Origin of the sequence: Pseudomonas sp. L13 (assembly GCF_009935965.1) — a bacterium.
GTDB classification, from domain to species: domain Bacteria; phylum Pseudomonadota; class Gammaproteobacteria; order Pseudomonadales; family Pseudomonadaceae; genus Aquipseudomonas; species Aquipseudomonas lactis.
This window is the reverse complement of sequence record NZ_QODJ01000039.1, coordinates 36,718-57,503: the sequence shown is the minus strand read 5'-3', so window position 1 is coordinate 57,503 and position 20,786 is coordinate 36,718. Positions and strand designations below refer to the sequence as shown.

At 60.6% G+C, this 20,786-nt stretch carries 15 protein-coding genes; 7 read left to right on the top strand and 8 right to left on the bottom strand.

Annotated features, from left to right (window positions below):
* Nucleotides 1-270: 270 nt before the first annotated feature.
* The gene (locus DK871_RS19025; protein WP_003189656.1) at nt 271-504 is read left to right on the top strand and encodes a hypothetical protein; all 234 of its coding nucleotides are present in this window, start codon (nt 271-273) and stop codon (nt 502-504) included.
* A 37-nt stretch (nt 505-541) separates the two neighbouring features.
* Here the strand turns inward: DK871_RS19025 and sulA are convergent, their stop codons facing one another.
* Together sulA and lexA are read right to left on the bottom strand one after the other, a co-directional pair.
* Nucleotides 542-1,015 (bottom strand): SOS-induced cell division inhibitor SulA, encoded by a 474-nt coding sequence (gene sulA / locus DK871_RS19020; protein WP_005786162.1) that lies wholly within the window; start codon nt 1,013-1,015, stop codon nt 542-544.
* Nucleotides 1,016-1,025: 10 nt separating this feature from the next.
* A complete protein-coding gene (gene lexA / locus DK871_RS19015) occupies nt 1,026-1,634 on the bottom strand; it encodes a transcriptional repressor LexA (RefSeq protein WP_003172575.1) in 609 nt (202 codons plus the stop codon).
* 263 nt (nt 1,635-1,897) lie between these two features.
* Here lexA and DK871_RS19010 point away from each other — a divergent pair, with 263 nt between their 5' ends.
* The 3 genes from DK871_RS19010 (at nt 1,898) to DK871_RS19000 (ending at nt 7,183) form a co-directional block, all read left to right on the top strand.
* Nucleotides 1,898-2,605 carry a TetR/AcrR family transcriptional regulator gene (locus tag DK871_RS19010; protein WP_161906278.1) on the top strand — a complete coding sequence of 236 codons (708 nt, stop codon included), beginning with the start codon at nt 1,898-1,900 and terminating at the stop codon, nt 2,603-2,605.
* A 135-nt stretch (nt 2,606-2,740) separates the two neighbouring features.
* Entirely contained in the window at nt 2,741-3,751 is a 1,011-nt protein-coding gene (gene nagZ, locus DK871_RS19005) for a beta-N-acetylhexosaminidase (RefSeq protein WP_069557142.1), read from the top strand.
* Nucleotides 3,752-3,871: 120 nt separating this feature from the next.
* Entirely contained in the window at nt 3,872-7,183 is a 3,312-nt protein-coding gene (locus DK871_RS19000) for a DEAD/DEAH box helicase (RefSeq protein WP_161906277.1), read from the top strand.
* Nucleotides 7,184-7,277: 94 nt separating this feature from the next.
* Here the strand turns inward: DK871_RS19000 and DK871_RS18995 are convergent, their stop codons facing one another.
* Genes DK871_RS18995 through mfd form a run of 3 tightly spaced genes read right to left on the bottom strand, consistent with a single transcriptional unit; the run spans nt 7,278 to nt 14,004 of the window.
* Nucleotides 7,278-9,968 (bottom strand): DEAD/DEAH box helicase, encoded by a 2,691-nt coding sequence (locus DK871_RS18995; RefSeq protein ID WP_161906276.1) that lies wholly within the window; start codon nt 9,966-9,968, stop codon nt 7,278-7,280.
* A gap of 9 nt (nt 9,969-9,977) precedes the next feature.
* Complete coding sequence (locus tag DK871_RS18990; protein WP_161906275.1) at nt 9,978-10,544, bottom strand: CsiV family protein; 567 nt, start codon at nt 10,542-10,544, stop codon at nt 9,978-9,980.
* 10 nt (nt 10,545-10,554) lie between these two features.
* Complete coding sequence (gene mfd, locus DK871_RS18985; protein WP_003189666.1) at nt 10,555-14,004, bottom strand: transcription-repair coupling factor; 3,450 nt, start codon at nt 14,002-14,004, stop codon at nt 10,555-10,557.
* A 340-nt stretch (nt 14,005-14,344) separates the two neighbouring features.
* Between mfd and DK871_RS18980 the strand changes: the two genes are divergently transcribed.
* Entirely contained in the window at nt 14,345-15,808 is a 1,464-nt protein-coding gene (locus DK871_RS18980) for a glyceraldehyde-3-phosphate dehydrogenase (protein WP_032873405.1), read from the top strand.
* A gap of 95 nt (nt 15,809-15,903) precedes the next feature.
* Here DK871_RS18980 and DK871_RS18975 read toward each other — a convergent pair whose 3' ends face one another.
* Nucleotides 15,904-16,437 (bottom strand): chalcone isomerase family protein, encoded by a 534-nt coding sequence (locus DK871_RS18975; protein ID WP_161906274.1) that lies wholly within the window; start codon nt 16,435-16,437, stop codon nt 15,904-15,906.
* A 214-nt stretch (nt 16,438-16,651) separates the two neighbouring features.
* Between DK871_RS18975 and sthA the strand changes: the two genes are divergently transcribed.
* Nucleotides 16,652-18,046 carry a Si-specific NAD(P)(+) transhydrogenase gene (gene sthA / locus DK871_RS18970; protein ID WP_003189670.1) on the top strand — a complete coding sequence of 465 codons (1,395 nt, stop codon included), beginning with the start codon at nt 16,652-16,654 and terminating at the stop codon, nt 18,044-18,046.
* 42 nt (nt 18,047-18,088) lie between these two features.
* Here the strand turns inward: sthA and DK871_RS18965 are convergent, their stop codons facing one another.
* On the bottom strand, nt 18,089-18,811 hold the full coding sequence (locus tag DK871_RS18965; RefSeq protein ID WP_003189671.1) for a glycerophosphodiester phosphodiesterase family protein: 723 nt from the start codon (nt 18,809-18,811) through the stop codon (nt 18,089-18,091).
* A 44-nt stretch (nt 18,812-18,855) separates the two neighbouring features.
* Complete coding sequence (locus DK871_RS18960) at nt 18,856-19,434, bottom strand: PilZ domain-containing protein (RefSeq protein WP_161906273.1); 579 nt, start codon at nt 19,432-19,434, stop codon at nt 18,856-18,858.
* Nucleotides 19,435-19,528: 94 nt separating this feature from the next.
* On the opposite strand from DK871_RS18960, the gene DK871_RS18955 reads away from it, so the two are divergent.
* Nucleotides 19,529-20,779, top strand: a complete 1,251-nt coding sequence (locus DK871_RS18955; RefSeq protein WP_014717520.1) for a lipoprotein-releasing ABC transporter permease subunit — start codon at nt 19,529-19,531, stop codon at nt 20,777-20,779.
* Nucleotides 20,780-20,786 lie beyond the last annotated feature (7 nt).

The window sequence follows — 20,786 nt, the reverse complement described above, 5'->3', positions numbered from 1 at the left end:
TTCCGGCCAGCGTGGTTTAACGGGGCGCCTAAGATCAAGATCAAAAGCAGATCAAGAGCGGCTCGCTTCGCATCGTGATTACCGTTGGCTGCTAAGACCTACAAAGTTGTGTAGACACCTAAAGCAATCGCAGGCAAGCCAGCTCCCACATTGATTAGCGTGTTGCCCAGGGCACCATTCATCAAGCCGTCAACAAACCTGTCCATATCCCCTGCGAGGCTAGGTGGATGACTGATATAATCCCAGGCCTTTCGTGGAGAACAGACTTTTATGCCAACGTCCTTTCTGGAAATTGTTGAACTGCCTGACGGCCGAATCGAACTGCGCCGGGCGGAGGACGAGGGTTCTCTGGTTATTCTGGATTTCTCCGAAGACGCCAAAGTCTTCCTGCAAGGCCAGCACGTCGAAGTGGCCAAAGCCATGTTGAGCGTGGGCGTGCAGATGGCAGGTCGCCTTGCCGAAGGCGAGCCGGAGAAAGAAGAAGGGCCGCGCGTTCTTCACTGAGTCCTTGGTGAAGGCTGCGTCTGTGGCGCGCCCGTCATTACCCCAATCGAATATTCAAACTCTGTGCATCACCTGTGCGTGCAGCGCTGATCAGTTGCTGCTTGGCGCTGGCATTCAGCGGGTTCAACCAGCTCACCACCGTATGGCTACGGCCCAGGCGCAAAGCTTCGCAGGTTAGCTGCTGGGCGCTTTGCGCACCGCGTGGCTGCAGCAACAGGATGCGCTCGCGGTTGAGCCCAGCGTCCCGCAGCCAGGCCTGGGTGAGGCTGGCGGGCGGGGCGATCAGTGTCAGCCAGCGGGCATCCTGATCTTCGCTTAATTCGCGCAGGATAGGTGCCAGCAGGTTCAGGCAGCTCTCAGCCGCACCGCGCAACGACAATTCACTGAACGCCTCAGGTTCGCCGCCCCAGGGGGCCTCGACCGTTTCCTTGAGGATTGGCGCAAGGGGTTGGGCCATGAAGGCCTCGAACAGCGACAGTTGTGTGTGTTGTGGGGTGTGCACGAGCTGCATGATGCCTCCTTTAGCGGCGAATGACGCCGACACTCAAGCCTTCGATCACCAGGTCCTGGTCTTTCAGGTTGACTTCGATCGGGGCAAACTCAGGGTTTTCGGCCAGGAGCCAGACCTTGCTGCCTTCGCGCTTGAAGCGTTTGACCGTGACCTCGTCGCCGATACGGGCCACGACGATCTGGCCATTGCGGGCTTCGCGAGTGGTATGCACGGCCAGCAGGTCACCGTCGAAGATGCCCACGTCCTTCATGCTCATGCCGTGCACGCGCAACAGGTAGTCGGCGCGGGGATGGAAGAAGGTCGGGTTGATGTTGCAGGATTCCTCGACGTGCTGCTGCGCCAGGATCGGCGCACCTGCGGCGACGCGACCGATGATCGGCAATGTCGACTCGTCGGCCTTGGCTTCGAAGCCAGGGATGCGAATACCCCGCGAAGCACCCGGGGTCATCTCGATCGCGCCTTTGCGAGCGAGGGCCTTGAGGTGTTCCTCGGCGGCGTTCGGGGATTTGAACCCCAGTTCCAGGGCAATCTCCGCACGGGTAGGCGGGTAACCATTGTCATCAAGGCAGCGCTTGATAAAAGCCAGAATCTCAGCTTGGCGTGGCGTCAGTTTTAGCATGTTGATCGCTCTGTCTTTTTATACAGTGACTGGGATTATATACAGTGAACTGCGCTTGGCAATCATCCTTTTTGGCGGCTCCGCTGGACGGTCATCCGTCAGCCGTCCTACAGAGCAGAAGCGACGCTGCCTACAGACCCGCGAGGATGTGATTAAATAGCGATGAAACAGATGACCGACCAGCCGCAAAGCGGACCCGCAGGCTTGACAAGACACACTCTGAAACGTATGTTTCAAACAAGTGTTTGTCAGGCGGAGTAGCCATGGCCCAGTCGGAAACCGTTGAACGCATTCTCGATGCTGCCGAGCAATTGTTCGCGGAAAAAGGATTTGCTGAAACTTCATTGCGGCTGATCACCAGCAAGGCTGGGGTCAACCTGGCTGCTGTGAACTATCATTTCGGCTCGAAAAAGGCCCTGATCCAGGCGGTGTTCTCACGCTTTCTGGGCCCGTTCTGCGCAAGCCTCGACCGTGAGCTGGAACGCCGCCAGGCCAAGGCCGATCACAAGCCCAGCCTGGAAGAGCTGCTGGAAATCCTGGTGGAGCAAGCATTGGTCGTGCAGCCTCGCAGTGGCAACGACCTGTCGATCTTCATGCGCCTGCTGGGCTTGGCGTTCAGCCAGAGCCAGGGTCACCTGCGCCGCTACCTGGAAGACATGTACGGCAAGGTGTTCCGCCGCTATATGCTGCTGGTCAACGAAGCGGCCCCGCGTATTCCGCCTATCGAACTGTTCTGGCGCGTGCATTTCATGCTCGGTGCCGCTGCCTTCAGCATGTCCGGTATCAAAGCGTTGCGAGCGATTGCCGAGACCGATTTTGGCGTGAACACCTCCATCGAGCAGGTCATGCGCCTGATGGTGCCGTTCCTCGCCGCTGGCATGCGCGCCGAAACCGGCATCACCGACCCGGCCATGGCTGCCGCCCAGTTGCGCCCACGCAGCAAAACCGTACCGGTCGCCGCCAAGGTTTGATCGCTGCGGGTGGGCGCGGCCGCTTGCATCCGCTAAGCTAGCCGCCATGCCGATTTCAGCTATTTATTCGCAACCCGTCGTCCTTGCCGTGCCTGGCAAGGACGACGGGTTGTGTGCGTTATTTAAGGAAGGTTTATGACTGCTGCCCTGCAAGGTTCTTTGATGGTCGACGTCGCCGGTACCTGGCTCACGGCCGAGGATCGTCATCTGTTGCGCCAACCGGAAGTGGGCGGCCTGATCATTTTTGCACGCAATATCGAGCACCCGCGCCAGGTTCGCGAGTTGAGCGCGGCGATTCGTGCAGTGCGCCCGGACCTGCTGCTGGCCGTGGACCAGGAAGGCGGCCGCGTGCAGCGTCTGCGCCAAGGCTTCGTGCGCCTGCCGGCCATGCGTGCGCTGGCGGATAACCCCAACGCCGAATACCTGGCCGAACAATGCGGTTGGATCATGGCCACCGAAGTGCTTGCGGTGGGCCTGGACCTGAGTTTCGCCCCAGTGCTGGACCTCGACTACCAACGCAGCGCCGTGGTCGGCACCCGCTCCTTTGAAGGCGACCCAGAGCGTGCTGCCGTGCTCGCCGGTGCCTTTATCCGCGGCATGAACAGCGCCGGCATGGCCGCCACCGGCAAGCACTTCCCTGGCCACGGTTGGGCCGAGGCCGATTCCCACGTCGCCATTCCCAATGATGAGCGCAGCCTGGAACAGATTCGCGCCAATGACCTGGTGCCTTTCGCACGCCTGAGCAAGCAATTGGCCGCCGTGATGCCAGCGCACGTCATCTACCCGCAGGTCGATGCCCAGCCTGCTGGTTTTTCGCGTCGCTGGTTGCAGGACATCCTGCGCGGTGAATTGCAGTTCGACGGGGTGATCTTCAGCGATGATCTGTCCATGGCCGGCGCCCATGTGGTCGGCGATGCGGCCAGTCGTATCGAAGCGGCGCTGACCGCCGGCTGTGACATGGGCTTGGTGTGCAATGACCGTGCGGCGGCCGAGTTGGCGCTGAGTGCAGCGCAGCGGATGAAGGTCACGCCGTCAGCTCGCATTGCGCGTATGCGTGGGCAGGCGGTTGCGTCGACGGATTACAAGCAGGATCCACGCTGGTTGGCGGCCCTCACAGCGTTGCGAGACGCTCAACTGATCGAATAAACGTTAAAGAAAGAGGCTTGGTGTAGGAAGCGTCTGGGTGTTGCTGTAGCTTTCTCTTACCGCTTTGTGGGAGTCGGCCTGCTTTAAATCGCGTTGCCGACCGCTGTAGAGTGCTGCCCCATGAATGACCTTATTGCACGTATCGTCGAGTTGGATTGGCAAGAGAGCTTTGACCCTCGTTCACTGGAGCGTGGTTTCGAGTACGCTGGCGAAAGTCGTCTCGAAATAGTCGAAGTGGGAAAACACCGGTTGATCGCACGTTGCAAGGGCTCCGGTCGCAACGTCTACACCCAGGTGATCACGCATGTTGCCACATCAAATTGGGCGACTGTCGAGTGCGTGTGTTCTTGCCCGGTAGCGATCAATTGCAAGCACGCGGCCGCGGCGCTGTTTATGTTGACCGTACTGTACGAAGACCTGAACCCGCCTGTAAAACCGCAAAAGACACCGGTTGAGCGCCTCAGCCCCCAGCTCGAAAAGTGGCTTGAAAGCATCCCTGAGCCCACGCCTGTGGATGAGGGGCAACCCAGGAATACGGGCACCTCTTTGTTGTACCAGCTCTCCCTCGATCCCTATTCGACGAGGTGGTCAATAGAGCTATATCGGGCGCGTGTGACGAAAAAAGGTGACTACAGCGATATCAAGCCGCTGTACTCGATCGATGAGACATTGCGGCGTGCGCCAGCCTATATGCATGAGCTGGATGCTCGCATTTGTCGATTGCTGTTGTTGAGCCGGTCTTATAGTTCCTATAGCACCCGTTATCAGCTGGCCGGCGAGTCAGGGGCCGAAATTCTCCAATTGGCGCTGAAAACCCAACGTCTGTTTATTGAGCAGGGCCCAGGTCTGGCGCTCAAGTCCGGCCCGGCCCGGCCCGCGCGCTTTGATTGGGCCATGTTGTCCGATGGCAATCACATTCCCAAGTGGATCAGCAGCGGGCGCGAGTTGGACGAGGTATTGCCCCTCAAACCGCTTCATTATCTTGACCGCGATAACTTGGCGATCGGGGTGATCGATCACGGGCTGGATGACAATCTGGCCATGCATCTTTGCGCCGTGCCGATGATTCCAGCTGATCAGGTCGCGTTATTCAGTCATCGCATCAGTGCGGTGTCCAAGGTGATTCCTGCGCCGCGCGAGCTGACCGAGCGTGTGGTGGATACGTTAGAGCCTCAAGGATGTCTCACTCTGGGAAGCGACGAGTCCTACGTCTACAGCCAGGCGCACCATCGGCAAATGCTCACTTTTGAACACCGCGCCGCCTTGGCTTACCGATACGACGCCTGCCTGGTCAGCGGCAAGGGCACTGAGGACATCCTGTTTCTCAACGGCACCGAAACCCAACGCATCCAACGCAAGACGGCGGCTGAGAAAGCCCTGCGCAAGACGCTCACAAAGATCGGCCTTAAAACGGTCACTCGCAAAACCCGTGCGCTGCCTGCCAGTGCAGGAGAGATGTTCGATCTACCCACTGATGAAGCCTGGCTGCGCTTTGTTGAGCGCGACCTGGCGGTTTTGCGCGAGGCCGGGTGGGAGGTGGTCATCCATCCGGGCTTTTATTACGACGTGGAGGCTGTGGACCACTGGTACGCGGATATCGAAGAGACGCCGGGTCATGAATGGTTCAACCTTGAGCTGGGCGTCGAGGTCAATGGCGAGCGGCACAGCCTGTTGCCAATCATGCTCGACTTGATGCGTCGCCAGCCCAAACTGCTCGATGCCACTTACATGGCTGAACGTGGCGACGATGAGCGCGTGTTGGTCAGTTTGGGCGCCGGCACTCATACAAAGGTTGCGCTGCCCTACGGCCGTATCAAACCCCTGATGGCGACCCTCGGCGAACTCTACCTGCGTGCACCTGAAGGCGATGCACTGCGACTGAGCGCGCCCGACGCGGCACGGCTCAGCAACCTGGATGCAATACCCTTGGTGTGGCAGGGCGGCGAGCGGCTGCGTGATTTCGCCAAGCGTCTCAAGGGCGCCAGTCACGTCAATGTCCCTGCTCCCCAGGGCCTGAACGCCGAACTGCGTGGCTACCAGCTCGAAGGCCTTAACTGGATGCAAACCCTGCGCGAGCTGGACGTGGGCGGGATTCTTGGGGATGACATGGGCCTGGGGAAAACCCTGCAGGCCCTTGCCCATTTGCTCTGTGAAAAACAGGCCGGCCGCTTGCAGGCGCCCGCTCTGGCGGTGATGCCCACCAGCCTGGTCCCGAACTGGATGGATGAAGCCGCGCGCTTTACCCCTCAACTCAAGGTCCTGGCGCTGCACGGCTCGCAGCGCCAGGCTGACTTCGCGCGCCTGGCCGATTACGACTTGGTACTCACCACTTACGCGCTGCTGTCGCGAGACCTTGAAGTGCTGCAGCCTCAATGTTGGAGTGTGCTGATCCTCGACGAAGCGCAAAACATCAAGAATCCCAATAGCAAGGCAGCCCAGGCGGCTCGTGAGTTGGAGGCCGGCCAGCGTTTATGCTTGAGCGGTACGCCATTGGAAAACCACTTGGGCGAGCTGTGGTCACTGTTTCATTTCTTGTTGCCGGGCTGGTTGGGCGATAGCAAGAGCTTTAATCGCGATTACCGCACGCCCATCGAAAAACACGGTAATGCGCAGCGTATGCAGCACCTCACGGCACGTATCAAACCGTTCCTGTTGCGGCGCAAAAAGGAACAGGTTGCCACGGAGTTACCGCCCAAGTCGGAAATCGTGCACTGGGTAGAGCTCAGCGATGCACAGCGGGATGTCTACGAAACAGTGCGTGTGGCCATGGATAAAAAGGTGCGCGATGAGATCAGTCGTCATGGCGTGGCCCGCAGCCAGATCATCATTCTCGAAGCCCTGCTCAAACTGCGCCAGGTGTGCTGTGACTTGCGCCTGGTCAAATCTGTGCCGATGACTAAAGCGGCCAAGGCCGACACTGGCAAGCTGGGCAGCTTGATGGACATGTTGGAAGAGTTGCTCAGCGAGGGGCGGCGGATTTTGCTGTTCTCGCAGTTCACCTCGATGCTGGCGTTGATCGAAGAAGAGCTCAAGCTGCGTGGGGTTGAGTATTCGATCCTAACGGGAGACACCGTTGACCGACGTACGCCCGTTGAGAACTTCCAGGACGGCAAGACACCGCTATTCCTGATCAGCCTGAAGGCGGGCGGGACGGGCTTGAACCTGACAGCGGCGGATACGGTGATTCACTACGACCCGTGGTGGAACCCGGCGGTGGAAAATCAGGCCACCGACCGTGCGTATCGCATCGGGCAGGAAAAGCCAGTGTTTGTGTACAAGATGATTGCGCGAGGCACGGTGGAGGAAAAAATTCAGGCGTTGCAGCTGGAGAAGGCTGCGTTGGCCGAGGGGGTGCTGGAAGGTGGCGCCAGTGCGGGTTGGAAGCTGGAGCAGCGGGATATTGAGGCGCTGTTTGCGCCTTTGCCAAGTTGAAGACCGCGGCGCGGCTATCGCAGGCAAGCCAGCTCCCACAGGGGAATGCATTTCAAGTGTGGGAGCGGGCTTGCTCGCGAAGGCGGCCTAGCAGTCAGCGCTTCTCTTGCTTATTGGGCAACGGCGCAAACAACGCCTCAATCTCTTCATTGCCCAACTGCCAGTCCCCAGTCGTACGCCCATCCAGCACGCCCGCCGCCAGATCGGACTTTTCCTTCTGCAAGTGCTGAATTTTCTCCTCCACCGTGCCCCGGGCAATCATCTTGTACACAAACACCGGCTTTTCCTGCCCGATGCGATACGCACGGTCGGTGGCCTGGTTTTCCGTGGCCGGGTTCCACCATGGGTCATAGTGGATAACCGTGTCGGCTTCGGTCAGGTTCAAACCTACGCCACCGGCCTTCAGGCTGATCAAAAAGATCTGCAGCTTACCGCTCTGGAAATCCTTCACCGGTGTGCGTCGATCCCGGGTCTGGCCGGTCAGCAGGGCGTAGGCAATGCCGCGCTTTCTCAGTTCGGCCTCGATCAGGCTCAGCATCGAGGTGAACTGTGAGAACAACAGGATCCGGCGGCCCTCGGCAAACAGCTCGTCGAGCATGTCCATCAGGCTATCGAGCTTGCCCGAGCTGCTGCCACGGGCGGGCAGGGTAGCGTCGTTGACCAGGCGCAAGTCGCAGCACACCTGGCGCAGTTTCAGCAGGGCTTCAAGGATGATGATCTGGCTGCGGGCCACGCCTTTGCGGGTGATCTCGTCGCGGACCTTTTTATCCATGGCCAGGCGCATGGTTTCGTACACGTCGCGCTGGGCCTCGTTGAGGTCGACCCAGTGGATAATCTCGGTCTTGGGCGGCAGTTCGGTCGCCACTTGCTCCTTGGTACGGCGCAGCAGGAAGGGTTTGATCCGACCGTTAAGGTGTTGCAATCGCACCTCGCTGGCGCGTTTTTCAATCGGCACGCGGTAATCACGGTTGAAACTCTTCACATCGCCCAGCCAACCCGGCAGCAGGAAGTGGAACAGCGACCACAGCTCGCCCAAGTGGTTTTCCAAGGGCGTGCCGCTCAGGCAAAGGCGCTGGCGGGCATTCAGCTCGCGTGCGGCCTGGGCCGCCTTGCTGGACGGGTTCTTGATGTACTGCGCTTCATCGAGGATCAAGACGTGCAAGGGCAGGGCGGCGAGTTGTTCGATGTCTTTGGGCAGCAGGGCGTAGGTGGTCAGCAGCAGGTCGTAGTCATTCAGGTTGGCGAAATGTTTCTTACGCCCCGCGCCATAAAGTGCCTGCACTCTCAGCTGCGGGGTGAAGTGCGCAGCCTCATCGAGCCAATTCGGGATCAGGCTGGTAGGCATCACGACCATGCACGGCCGATCAAGGCGCCCGGCGATTTTCTCGGTAAGAATATGCGCCAGGGTTTGCAGGGTTTTACCCAGGCCCATGTCATCCGCGAGTATCCCACCCACCTCCAGTTGGCGCAGTGACTGCATCCAGCTCAAGCCTTCCAGCTGATAGGGGCGCAAGGTCGCATTCAATCCTTCAGGCGCCGCGCAGGTGAAATCCTTGATATCGCGCAGGCGCTGGGCGAAGTTGCGGATCTTCTCGCCGCCTTCCCATTGCAGTGGCAGGTCTTCCAGCGGGTTGAGGCGAATGGCGTCGGCCTTGGCCAGGCGCAGCGCGGTGGTGCCGGCTTCCTGCAGGTAAAACTCGCCGAGAGTCGCCAGCACCGGCTTCAAGCGGCCGTAGGGCAGCGCCACTTGCAACGGGCCGTGGCCGTTCGGCAGGCCGGGGATGTTGACCAGGATCAGCTCTTCATCGCGGCGCCGCGCGAGTTTCTCGGGGTTGAGAATCTCGGTGTGGGAGCGCATCAGGTTCAGCAGGATCGGCAGCAGGCTCAGGCGTTCGCCGTTGACGATAATGCCCAGTTCCAGGTCGAACCAATCGCGTTCCGGCCCTTCATCGACCGTGGCATACCAGTCATCGACGGGGCTGAGGTCAAAGCCGAAGTCTTCATCGATCTGCAGCTCCCAGCCCTCGGCACGCAAAGTGGGCGACACATTGAGAGTGAAGTTCAGCCAGGCACTGTCATTGACCATCTCGAACAGCTCGCCGGCGCTTTCCGGCAGGGCCTTGCTCTGGCGCGTGGCGATCTTGAAGCCAAGCAGGCGCAGGTGCTCGCGATAGGCCTGCTCTTGCTCGGGTTGGCGCTTGATCCGCAGGCTCTGCGTCTCCTGGCGCACGATGATGTCGGCATTTTTTTGCCCGCTGACATAGTTGCCCAAGTAGTTGAACGACAGCGCCGCACGGTGCTGGATATAGCGCTGCATCTTGCCGTTGCGCGGCTCGAACGCGCTGAACTCGACGCTGGCCAGCCACAGGCGCGGCACGGGCCGCACATCCTCCATGACCACCTGCGGCAGGACCACGCGGTTATCCAGCACCGCCTGGAGTTTTTCCAGCAGCTGCGCATCCTGGGCTGCTGCCGGGTAGGCCAGGGTTTCCTGGACCTTGAGCAGCACCGCCGCAATGTGTTTGCAATTGGTGTGTACCGGGCACGTGCAGCGGCTGTCCACCAGGATCAGCAGGCCCTTGGCCGATTCGCGCAGTGAGATGGTCTGGCGGTAAACGTTGCCGCCCGAGCCTTCGCAACTGGCGGTGATGGTGCTGTCGCCGCACTCGACGATGCGCACGCGGTTTTCCAGGGCGTAGCGCCGCCCGCGCTCAAGGCTTTGCTCTTTGAAGCGATTGGCCCACGAAGGGGCCAGGGGTTTGGTCAACGACGACGTCAGGGGCATGGCGCGCAATCAGTCCTGAAGGTCGGGCGGTGGTGCGCTGGGTGGCTTGGCGGTCAGCGAGGTGATCTTGATCAGCAGCGCCAGGTGGCCGCCGTCCAGGTAGTTGAGCTGGTTGTTCTTGGTGCGCACGTCTTTCTGGCTCAGGTGTTCGCTGTTAATCACGCTGCCGTTGCCGTCGAACTGGTTGATCCAGAAATCCGCGTCGATATCGGTAAAGCGCCCCAGTTGCAGGCTCAACACCCCTTCGATAGGGAACTGGCCGAATTGCTCCTGGCCGTCGGTGATCGCCACTTTCACCGCTTGTTCGCCCAGGTTCTGTTCCCAGGCTTTGTGGGCGAGCACCGTGTAGTTGGCGTCGGCGCGCAGCTTGTCGACGATATTGCCCAGGCGCGGCGGGCTCATCCGCTCACCCAGGCGCGGCGCGCCCGCATCCCAGTTTTCCGGGGCGGCGCGGCTGTTGATCACCGGTTCCGCATTCTGGCGCACCAGGATCATTTCCACCTGATACAGGCTGTCGGCAAAGGCCGAAGGTGCGAGTACCACCAACAACAGGCTCAAAATGCGGAACACGCGCATGGGGGCGTCCTTAAACGGATTTCGGAATGAGGCGTTCAAACAGCGCCTCCAAGGTGTTGAAGCGTTCTTCGGCACGTTCCATCGGCACCATGAACTTGAACAGCGTAGCCCCTTCGAACTTGTAGCGGTTGGGTTGGCCCTGGATCAGCTTGATCAGCACCAGCGGGTCGACCGGCGTCTGCGCTTCGAACTCGATACGCCCACCTTGCGGCCCGGCGTCGACTTTCTTGATGCCCAACTGCTCGGCCTGCAACTTGAGCAGGGTCAGGCGCACCAGGTTCTTGGTCGGCTCCGGCAACAGGCCGAAGCGGTCGATCATCTCTACCTGCAAGTCCTTGAGGCCTTCTTCATCGGCCGCCGAGGCAATGCGCTTGTACAGGATCAACCGTGCATGCACATCCGGCAGGTAGTCTTCGGGAATCAACGCCGGCAAGCGCAGGTTGATCTCCGGGCCACCGCCCAAGGGTTGGTCGAGGTTCGGTTGTTCGCCTTTACGGATGGCTTTCACCGCGCGTTCGAGCATCTCCATATACAGCGTGAAACCTACCGCCTGGATCTGCCCGCTCTGGCCGTCGCCGAGCAACTCGCCGGCACCCCGGATTTCCAGGTCGTTGGTGGCCAGTACAAAACCGGCCCCGAGGTCCTGGGTATTGGCGATCGCTTCCAGGCGTTTTTCCGCATCGGAAGTGATCTGCTGGCGCGGTGGTGTCAGCAGGTACGCATAAGCCTGGTGGTGACTACGCCCGACGCGGCCGCGCAATTGGTGCAACTGCGCCAGGCCGAACTTGTCGGCGCGCTCGATGATGATGGTGTTGGCGCTCGGCACGTCGATGCCGGTCTCGATGATGGTCGAGGCGATCAGCACGTTGAAACGCTTGTGATAGAAGTCGCTCATCACCTGTTCGAGTTCGCGCTCGCGCATTTGCCCGTGGCCGATGGCGATGCGGGCCTCCGGCACCAGTTCGGCGAGGTCGGCGGCGCATTTCTCGATGGTTTTCACATCGTTGTGCAGGTAATACACCTGGCCGCCGCGCAGCAGTTCGCGCAGCAGGGCTTCCTTGACCGTGCTCTTGTTCTGCTCCATTACAAAGGTGCGCACCGACAAACGACGCGCCGGTGGCGTGGCGATGATCGACAGGTCGCGCATGCCCGACACCGCCATGTTCAGCGTGCGTGGAATCGGCGTGGCGGTGAGGGTGAGGATGTCGACTTCGCTGCGCAGGGCCTTGAGCTGTTCTTTCTGGCGCACGCCAAAGCGGTGCTCTTCGTCGATGATCACCAGGCCCAGGTTCTTGATCTTCACATCGTCCGACAACAACTTGTGGGTGCCGATCACGATGTCGATCTTGCCTTCGGCCAGGTCGGCGACGGCGGCATTCACTTCCTTGGCGGACTTGAAGCGGCTCATCACCTCCACGGTCACCGGCCAGTCGGCAAAGCGGTCGCGGAAACTGTTGTAGTGCTGCTGGGCGAGCAGGGTGGTGGGTACCAGGATCGCAACCTGGCGACCGCCGTGTACCGCAATAAAGGCTGCACGCATGGCCACTTCGGTTTTGCCAAAGCCCACGTCACCACACACCAGGCGATCCATCGGCTTGGGCGCGAGCATGTCGGCGCGCACCGCTTCGATGGTGGTTTGCTGGTCGGGGGTTTCTTCGAAGGCGAAGCCGGCGCTGAAGGTGGCGTAGTCGGCTTTCGGGTCGGCGAACGCGTAGCCTTCGCGGGCGGCGCGACGGGCATAGATGTCGAGCAGTTCGGCGGCCACGTCGCGCACCTGTTCGGCGGCCTTGCGCTTGGCTTTCTGCCAGGTCTCGGAGCCCAGGCGGTGCAACGGCGCCAAGGCGTCGTCGCTGCCGGTGTAGCGGGCGATCAGGTGCAGGTTGGCCACCGGCACGTAGAGCTTGGCGCCCTCGGCGTATTCCAGGGTGAGGAATTCGGCGGCCTGGTTGTCGATCTCCAGGGTCTGCAGGCCCAGGTAGCGGCCCACGCCATGGTCGATATGCACCACCGGCGCGCCTTCGCGCAGCTCGGTGAGGTTTTTGATCACCGCGTCGTTGTTGGCGTCGGCGCGTTTTTCCCGGCGTCGGCGTTGCATCACGCGCTGACCGAACAGCGGGCTTTCGGCGATCAAGGCCAGCGCCGGGTCATCCAGCCGCAGCCCTTCGTCCAGCGGCGCGATGGTGATCGCCAGGCGCTCTTTGCTGGCGACAAAATCCGGCCAACTGTCGACGGTTTTCGGCCGCAGCTTCAGGCGTTCCAACAGCTCCAGCAGCACTTCGCGGCGCCCGGCGGATTCGGCGGTAAACAGCACGCGGCCGGGGAAGTCGCCGAGGAAATTCGACAGCGCTTCCAGCGGTTGTGTGGCCTTGGCCTGGATCGCCAAATCGGGCAGCGCGCTTGCCGGGAAACGCTCGCGGCCACTGCCGGCGTCCACGTCCTGCTGGCTGGCGACCACACGTGGCCAGTTTTTCAGGCGCGCGAAGCAGTCTTCAACCGGCAGGAACAGTTCAGCGGGCGGCAATAAAGGCCGGGACGGATCGACGCGGCGCTCTTCATAGCGGTTGCGCACGTCGTTCCAGAAGTTTTCCGCCGCCTGTTCGATACCCGGCAGCGAGAACACCTGGGTGTCCTGGGGCAGGTAGTCGAAGAGGGTGGAGGTTTCGTCGAAGAACAGCGGCAGGTAGTACTCGATACCGGCGGGCGTGATGCCGCTGCTCAAGTCCTGGAAGATCGGGCAACGACGGAAATCCACGTCGAAGCGTTCACGAAAGCGCGCCTTGAAGCGCGTGACCGCGTCTTTTTGCAGCGGGAATTCTCGTGCCGGCAGCAGCTTGATCGAGTCGACCTTGTCGATGGAGCGCTGGTTCTCCGGGTCGAACGTGCGCAGCGTTTCGATCTCGTCATCGAACAGGTCGATGCGGTACGGCAACTTGCTGCCCATCGGGAACAGGTCGATCAGGGCGCCGCGCACCGCGAACTCACCGTGTTCGTACACCGTGTCGACGCAACGGTAGCCGCTGGCTTCCAGGCGCGTGCGCATTTGCTCCACATCGAGCTTCTGGCCGACGTCCAGCACCAGGCTGCTGCCGAGCAGGAACTTGGTCGGCGCCAGGCGGTGCAGGGCGGTGGTGATCGGCACCACCAGCACGCCGTGGGCCAGTTCCGGCAAGCGGTACAGGCTGGCGATGCGCTGAGAGATGATGTCCTGGTGCGGCGAGAACAGATCGTAAGGCAGGGTTTCCCAGTCGGGAAAATGCAGCACCGGCAAATCCGGGGCGAAGAAGCTCAGCTCCTGCTCCAACCGTTCGGCACTTTGGCTGTCGGCGGTGAGCAGCAGGGTAAAGCGCTTGGCTGCGCTGGCAGCCTCGGCAATGGCCAGGCTCAGGGCGGCACCGGGCAGGTTGCCCCAATGCTGTTTACCTGCCGCGGCAGGGAGTAGCGGTAGACGCAGAACGGGCACGGAAGGTTGAGCTCCAAGCGTTGCGACAAAGTCGGTAATTGTAACGGCCCCAGGTGCCGCCTGTCAGTTGCTGACTGTGCCTATTACGGTTTGTAGGAAATGTAGTGGCTAAGACAAATAATGGCGGGTTTTGACTCAATATGTAGTGCCAAAATGCGCGAATGTTTAGGAGGGTTACGGACAAGTCGGCCCGCTCGCCAAACTAGTGGCCTTCTGGAACCCGCGTGTTTCCTGGGCTGTAGCGCGGTGGTATTTTTTTGCAAGGGCTTTTTGTTGCCCTTCGCGCATTGCTCAACGCGCAGTCGGGCGACATAATGTAGCCCCTTTTTTCTGCCCCTACATGTGGAAGGTTCCCGTGACTCAGAAGCCCGACCAGTGTCTTGGTGAATGGATCGACCGTGAAGCACTCGCTGAAGCGATGATTCCGCTTATCGGTCAGCTGTACCGCAATAACAATGTGGTGAGCTCGATCTATGGCCGCAGCCTGATCAACCAGTCTGTCATCGCGATTCTCAAAGCCCACCGCTTTGCGCGCCATCGCTCCGCCGACGACAGCGAACTCTCCGTCCACGAAACATTCCCACTGCTCAAAGCCATGAGCGAGCTCAAGCTCGGCGCGGCTTCGGTAGACCTGGGCAAGTTGGCGTACAAATTCCGCAAGGAAGGCGCTGGCCGCACCGCCGAGCAGTTCGTGCGTGAAGAAATGGCCGATGTGGTTGGCCAGCAAAACGCTGCCGCCCGTAAAGGCACCGACGTGGTGCTGTACGGCTTTGGCCGTATCGGCCGCCTGCTGGCGCGCATCCTGATCGAAAAAACCGGTGGCGGCGACGGCCTGCGCCTGCGTGCCATCGTGGTGCGCAAAGGCGCCGAGAACGACCTGACCAAGCGCGCCAGCCTGTTGCGTCGCGACTCGGTACACGGCTCGTTCAATGGCACCATCACCATTGACGAAGAAAACAACACCATCACCGCCAACGGTAACCTGATCCAGGTGATCTACGCGAAGAACCCGACTGAGGTGGATTACACCCAGTACGGTATCCAGAACGCCCTGCTGGTGGACAACACTGGCGTATGGCGTGATGCCGAGGGCCTGGGCCAGCACCTGGCATGCCCGGGTGTCGACCGTGTGGTGCTGACCGCGCCTGGCAAGGGCAAGCTCAAGAACATCGTGCACGGCATCAACCATGCTGAAATCACCGCTGACGACAAGATCGTGTCCGCCGCTTCCTGCACCACCAACGCCATCGTGCCGGTGCTCAAAGCTGTGAATGACAAGTTCGGCATCGTCAACGGCCATGTTGAGACGGTCCACTCGTACACCAACGACCAGAACCTGATCGACAACTTCCACAAGGGCGATCGCCGTGGCCGTAGCGCCGCGTTGAACATGGTGATCACCGAGACCGGTGCTGCTACCGCTGCTGCCAAGGCCCTGCCTGAACTGGCCGGCAAGCTGACCGGTAACGCCATCCGTGTACCGACGCCGAACGTGTCGATGGCCATTCTCAACCTCAACCTTGAGAAAGCCGCCACCCGTGAAGAGATGAACGAGTACCTGCGCTACATGGCGCTGCACTCCGACCTGCATAAGCAGATCGACTTCGTCAATTCCCAGGAAGTGGTCTCCACCGACTTCGTGGGCTCGCGCCACGCCGGTGTGGTGGACGCCGAAGCGACCATCACCCAGGACAACCGTGTTGTGCTGTACGTGTGGTACGACAACGAGTTCGGCTACAGCTGCCAGGTGGTTCGCGTGATGGAAGACATGGCTGGGGTCAACCCGCCTGCGTTTCCGCGCTAAGCCTCGCTGAATGAAAAAGCCCCGACTGGTTCGGGGCTTTTTTATGCCTGAAGTGTTGTATTCGCTCCTACAATGGCGAACAGTCGACACCTTCATCACTTGAGTAGCGTGTTGCGTAAACTGTCGGACAGCCCTTTGGGCCCCAGCCAGATGCCCAGGTAGGCCCGTGCCAGCTCCTCATCACCGCTGCTGAACATCACCTGCCCATTAATCTCCAGATTCAACCCGCGCCCCGGACGAAAATCCAGGGCATAGCGATCGCCGCTGCGAATGTCCCGAAAGCGCGCGTGCAGCTTGGCGATTTCAGGATTCAACCCGGCATTGGCCTGCTGACGCTCCAGGGTGACGGTGGCCGCCTTGATCACATCATCGCGGTCGATGTCGCGAAAGTAATACAGCGCCAGGCGCACAGCCTTCTGCTGGTCCCAGGCCTGCTTTGCAGCTAGGTCAGCCGGTGCATACAGCGCCGCCGCATACACATCCGCCCACAGATAGTTGAATACCGCCTGGTTTTTCAGCGCCAGCCCCTCGACCTGTGCGGGGAAGCTTGCCTGCTTGAGCCGCTGTGCATCGTTGGCGTGCGCCGTGAGCGACACCATCAGCATCAAACAGAAAAATAGTTGTCGCATAATGGCTCATCCTGAATTCGGCGCTGGTTTGCGTCCTGTAGTATGGCAACACTGGCCTACGACGCGACCAAGGGTTAATGTTCGCGGCGCTCGGGCTTCTATAGACTGTGCCCCGGTTCACACACTTGAGCCAAATTGTCCTTCATGCACGCTGGCCGCGGCATGATTTAGCCCGGCGTCCAACCGTACGCCTGGCCTGTTCTGAGGAGTACGCATGGCTGTCTACAACTACGACGTGGTGGTACTGGGTTCCGGCCCAGCTGGAGAAGGTGCGGCGATGAACGCTGCCAAAGCAGGGCGCAAGGTGGCGATGGTCGATAGCCGTCGCCAGGTCGGCGGTAACTGCACCCACCTGGGTACCATCCCGTCCAAGGCGTTGCGTCACTCGGTACGGCAGATCATGCAGTTCAATACCAACCCGATGTTCCGGGCCATTGGTGAGCCGCGCTGGTTCTCGTTCCCGGACGTATTGAAAAGCGCTGAAAAAGTCATCTCCAAGCAAGTCGCCTCGCGTACCGGCTACTACGCCCGTAACCGCGTCGACCTGTTCTTCGGCACCGGCAGTTTTGCCGATGAGCAAACCGTCGAAGTGGTCTGCGCCAATGGCGTGGTCGAGAAACTGGTGGCCAAGCACATCATCATCGCCACCGGTTCGCGCCCGTATCGCCCGGCGGACATCGATTTCCACCACCCGCGTATCTACGATAGCGACACCATCCTGAGCCTGGGCCATACCCCGCGCAAACTGATCATCTACGGCGCCGGCGTGATCGGCTGTGAATACGCCTCGATCTTCAGTGGCCTGGGTGTATTGGTCGAGCTGGTGGACAACCGTGACCAGTTGCTCAGCTTCCTCGACTCGGAAATCTCCCAGGCGTTGAGCTACCACTTCAGCAACAACAACATCACCGTGCGCCATAACGAAGAGTACGAGCGGGTCGAAGGCCTGGACAACGGGGTGATTCTGCACCTCAAGTCCGGCAAGAAGATCAAGGCCGACGCCTTGCTGTGGTGCAACGGCCGTACCGGCAACACTGACAAGCTGGGCATGGAAAACATCGGGGTCAAGGTCAACAGCCGTGGCCAGATCGAAGTGGACGAGAACTACCGCACCTGCGTGCCGAACATCTACGGCGCCGGTGACGTGATCGGCTGGCCAAGCCTGGCCAGTGCCGCCCATGACCAGGGCCGCTCGGCCGCCGGCAGCATTGTCGACAATGGCAGCTGGCGCTACGTGAACGACGTGCCGACCGGGATCTACACGATTCCCGAGATCAGCTCCATCGGCAAGAACGAGCACGAACTGACCAAGGCCAAGGTGCCTTACGAAGTGGGCAAGGCATTCTTCAAGAGCATGGCGCGTGCGCAGATCGCCGGCGAGCCGCAAGGCATGCTGAAAATCCTGTTCCACCGCGAAACCCTGGAAGTACTTGGCGTGCATTGCTTCGGCTACCAGGCCTCGGAGATCGTGCACATTGGCCAGGCAATCATGAACCAGCCGGGTGAGCAAAATACCCTCAAGTATTTCGTCAACACCACCTTCAACTACCCGACCATGGCCGAAGCCTATCGGGTAGCGGCCTACGACGGCCTCAACCGGCTTTTTTGAGCGGCTCCGGCCGGTGGCCTGAGCCGGCCGGGGAGACCGATTTCAGTAATTCTCGAGGGTGGCAGTGGCCAAACCGGGAAAGTCTGTAATCAGGCTATCTACGCCGAAGTCGGCGAGCCTGCGCATCAGCGCAGGTTCGTTGACTGTCCACACGGACACATGCAAGCCCTGGCGCTGGGCTTTCTCCAGCCGCTCGGGGGTGCACAGCGTCCAGTTCAATGCCAAATATTCACAGCCATAGTTCTGCGCGACCTTCAGCGGGTCGAGCCAGGCGTATTCGGCGACCAGCCCGCGTGACAGGTCTGGGGTGAGTTCCACGGCGGCCTTGAGCACTTCCCGCGAGCTTGACGTGACCGTGACCTTGTCCATCAAGCCAAAGCGCACGGCCATTTCGCGAATCGCCAGCACGGTGGTCGCGGCACGGGTACGCGAGGCGCTTTTGACTTCCAGTTGCCAGTGATCGAAGTCGCACTGTTCGAACAACGCCTCCAGGCGCGGGATCGGGCAGGGGCTTACCCAGCCTGGGCCACCTTTGCGGGCGTCCATTTTCACCAGGTCAGCCGCCGAATACTCGACGACTTTGCCGCGTCGGTCGGTGGTGCGCTTGAGGGTCGGGTCGTGGATGACCATCAACTCGCCGTCCATGGACAGGTGCAAGTCCAGCTCGCAGCGGCGTACGCCGTGCTTGAGGCACTCCTGAAAGCTGGTCAGGGTGTTTTCCGGTGCTTCGCCTTTGGCACCGCGGTGGCCGTAAATCAGGGTCACAGTTGCTCCTTTGCGCCAGGATGGCTGGCGTCGTGAATACGCATTCAGAGGTCGTCGCTTTGTTCTCGCGCCAGGCGGCGTTCCTGGGCCTGTTTCTGCAGGATATAGCGCGCCAGCAGTTGGCGTTGGGCATCGGTCATGGACTCGAACTCCGTACCCACATCAAAGCCGTCGCCCTTGGGGTCGCAATGGGTCACCCGCGCGCGCAGCAACAGGCCGAGCGCCTGGGGCATCAGCACCAGCTTGACCGCCAGGTGAGTGTCGGGAGCCAGCGGCGTCGGGTGCTGGAAGTCGATACCGCCCTCGGAGAGGATCACCGGTTGCGGCGCACCCACCTCGTTCAGCAAACCGCGAGCCATGACCTGGCTGAGCAGGTCCAGGCGTTTGTTCTGCACTTTGAGGAACGCCGCCAGGCTGCGGTCTTTCTCGTTGATCTGGCGCAGCAGGTGCTGGGCTTCGAATTCACTCAAGTGCAGTTCGCTGAGCAGATTGAACAGCGGTGAATCATCCAGCAACACTTCCTTGCTCGCCGCGTCGGGGCCAGACAGGGGTTTGATTTGAAGTGCGATCATGTCATCGATACGGTAGTATTCGCGGCGCTCTTCTTCATCTAATGTCGACATGGCGAACCCCAGGTAACGGTAATGGTCTGAGTGTAAAGCTGCTGACCAGACCCCGCCACCGGGACGTCTTCTTTTCCTCCGAACAAGCCCCGACATGTTCAGACCTCTCTTCGTATTTATCGGCACGCGTTATACCCGTGCAAAGCGTCGCAATCATTTTGTGTCGTTCATTTCCTTGACCTCGATGATCGGTCTCGCCCTGGGCGTGGTCGTGATGATCGTGGTGCTGTCGGTGATGAACGGCTTCGATCATGAGATGCGCACCCGCGTGCTGGGCATGGTGCCCCACGCGACCATTGAGGGCGATGCGCCGATCAATGACTGGCAAAGCCTGGCCGCCAAGGTCCAGCAGAACCCGAAGGTGGTGGCGGTCGCGCCGTTTACCCAGATGCAGGGGTTGCTGACCAACGACGGCAAAGTGCAGAAGATCCTGCTCAATGGCATCGACCCGGCCCAGGAGCGTAACGTCTCGATCATCGACAAGTTCATGCTGCAAGGTAAGCTCGACGCGCTGGCGCCGGGCAGCTTTGGCATCGTCATCGGTGACAAGGCCGCGGCCAAGCTGGGCGTGGGGGTTGGCGACAAGCTGACCTTCGTCGCGCCGGAGGTCACCGTGACCCCGGCCGGCATGTTCCCACGCATGAAGCGCTTTACCGTGGTGGGCACCTTCCACGTCGGCGCTGGCGAGATCGACGGTTATATCGGCCTGACCAACCTCACCGACCTGGCCCGCCTGCATCGCTGGCAGCCCGACCAGGTGCAGGGCCTGCGCCTGAAATTCAACGACCTGTTCGACGCCCCGCGCGGCGCCTGGGAAATTGCCCAGCACCTGGGTGAGACCGAGTATTACGCCCGCGACTGGACCCGCACCCACGGCAACCTGTACCAGGCCATCCGCATGGAAAAAGCCATGATCGGCCTGTTGTTGCTGCTGATCGTCGCCGTGGCGGCCTTCAACATCATCTCCACGCTGGTGATGGTGGTGAACGACAAGAAGGGCGACATCGCCATCCTGCGTACCCTGGGCGCTACGCCGGGGCAGATCATGGCGATCTTTATGGTGCAGGGCACCGTGATCGGCGTGGTCGGCACCTTGATCGGCACGGCGGTGGGCATTCTGGCCGCGCTGAACGTCAGCGCCGCCATTGCCCTGCTTGAAAAAGTGATCGGCCACAAGTTTCTCAACGCCGACGTCTACTTCATCGATTACTTGCCGTCCCAGGTGCAAACCCAGGACGTGCTGATGGTGGGCGGCGCTGCGTTGGTCCTGAGCTTCCTTGCCACCCTGTATCCAGCCTGGCGCGCGGCACGTACCCAGCCAGCACAGGCATTACGTTATGAGTGAATCGGGC

Coding starts and splice junctions, on each gene's coding strand:
- DK871_RS18980 (WP_032873405.1), top strand. CDS start 14,345: ATGTGGAAGGTTCCCGTGACTCAGAAGCCCGACCAGTGTCTTGGTGAA.
- DK871_RS19025 (WP_003189656.1), top strand. CDS start 271: ATGCCAACGTCCTTTCTGGAAATTGTTGAACTGCCTGACGGCCGAATC.
- sthA (WP_003189670.1), top strand. CDS start 16,652: ATGGCTGTCTACAACTACGACGTGGTGGTACTGGGTTCCGGCCCAGCT.
- DK871_RS19010 (WP_161906278.1), top strand. CDS start 1,898: ATGGCCCAGTCGGAAACCGTTGAACGCATTCTCGATGCTGCCGAGCAA.
- DK871_RS19000 (WP_161906277.1), top strand. CDS start 3,872: ATGAATGACCTTATTGCACGTATCGTCGAGTTGGATTGGCAAGAGAGC.
- DK871_RS18960 (WP_161906273.1), bottom strand. CDS start 19,434: ATGTCGACATTAGATGAAGAAGAGCGCCGCGAATACTACCGTATCGAT.
- DK871_RS18990 (WP_161906275.1), bottom strand. CDS start 10,544: ATGCGCGTGTTCCGCATTTTGAGCCTGTTGTTGGTGGTACTCGCACCT.
- nagZ (WP_069557142.1), top strand. CDS start 2,741: ATGACTGCTGCCCTGCAAGGTTCTTTGATGGTCGACGTCGCCGGTACC.
- lexA (WP_003172575.1), bottom strand. CDS start 1,634: ATGCTAAAACTGACGCCACGCCAAGCTGAGATTCTGGCTTTTATCAAG.
- DK871_RS18975 (WP_161906274.1), bottom strand. CDS start 16,437: ATGCGACAACTATTTTTCTGTTTGATGCTGATGGTGTCGCTCACGGCG.
- DK871_RS18995 (WP_161906276.1), bottom strand. CDS start 9,968: ATGCCCCTGACGTCGTCGTTGACCAAACCCCTGGCCCCTTCGTGGGCC.
- DK871_RS18955 (WP_014717520.1), top strand. CDS start 19,529: ATGTTCAGACCTCTCTTCGTATTTATCGGCACGCGTTATACCCGTGCA.
- sulA (WP_005786162.1), bottom strand. CDS start 1,015: ATGCAGCTCGTGCACACCCCACAACACACACAACTGTCGCTGTTCGAG.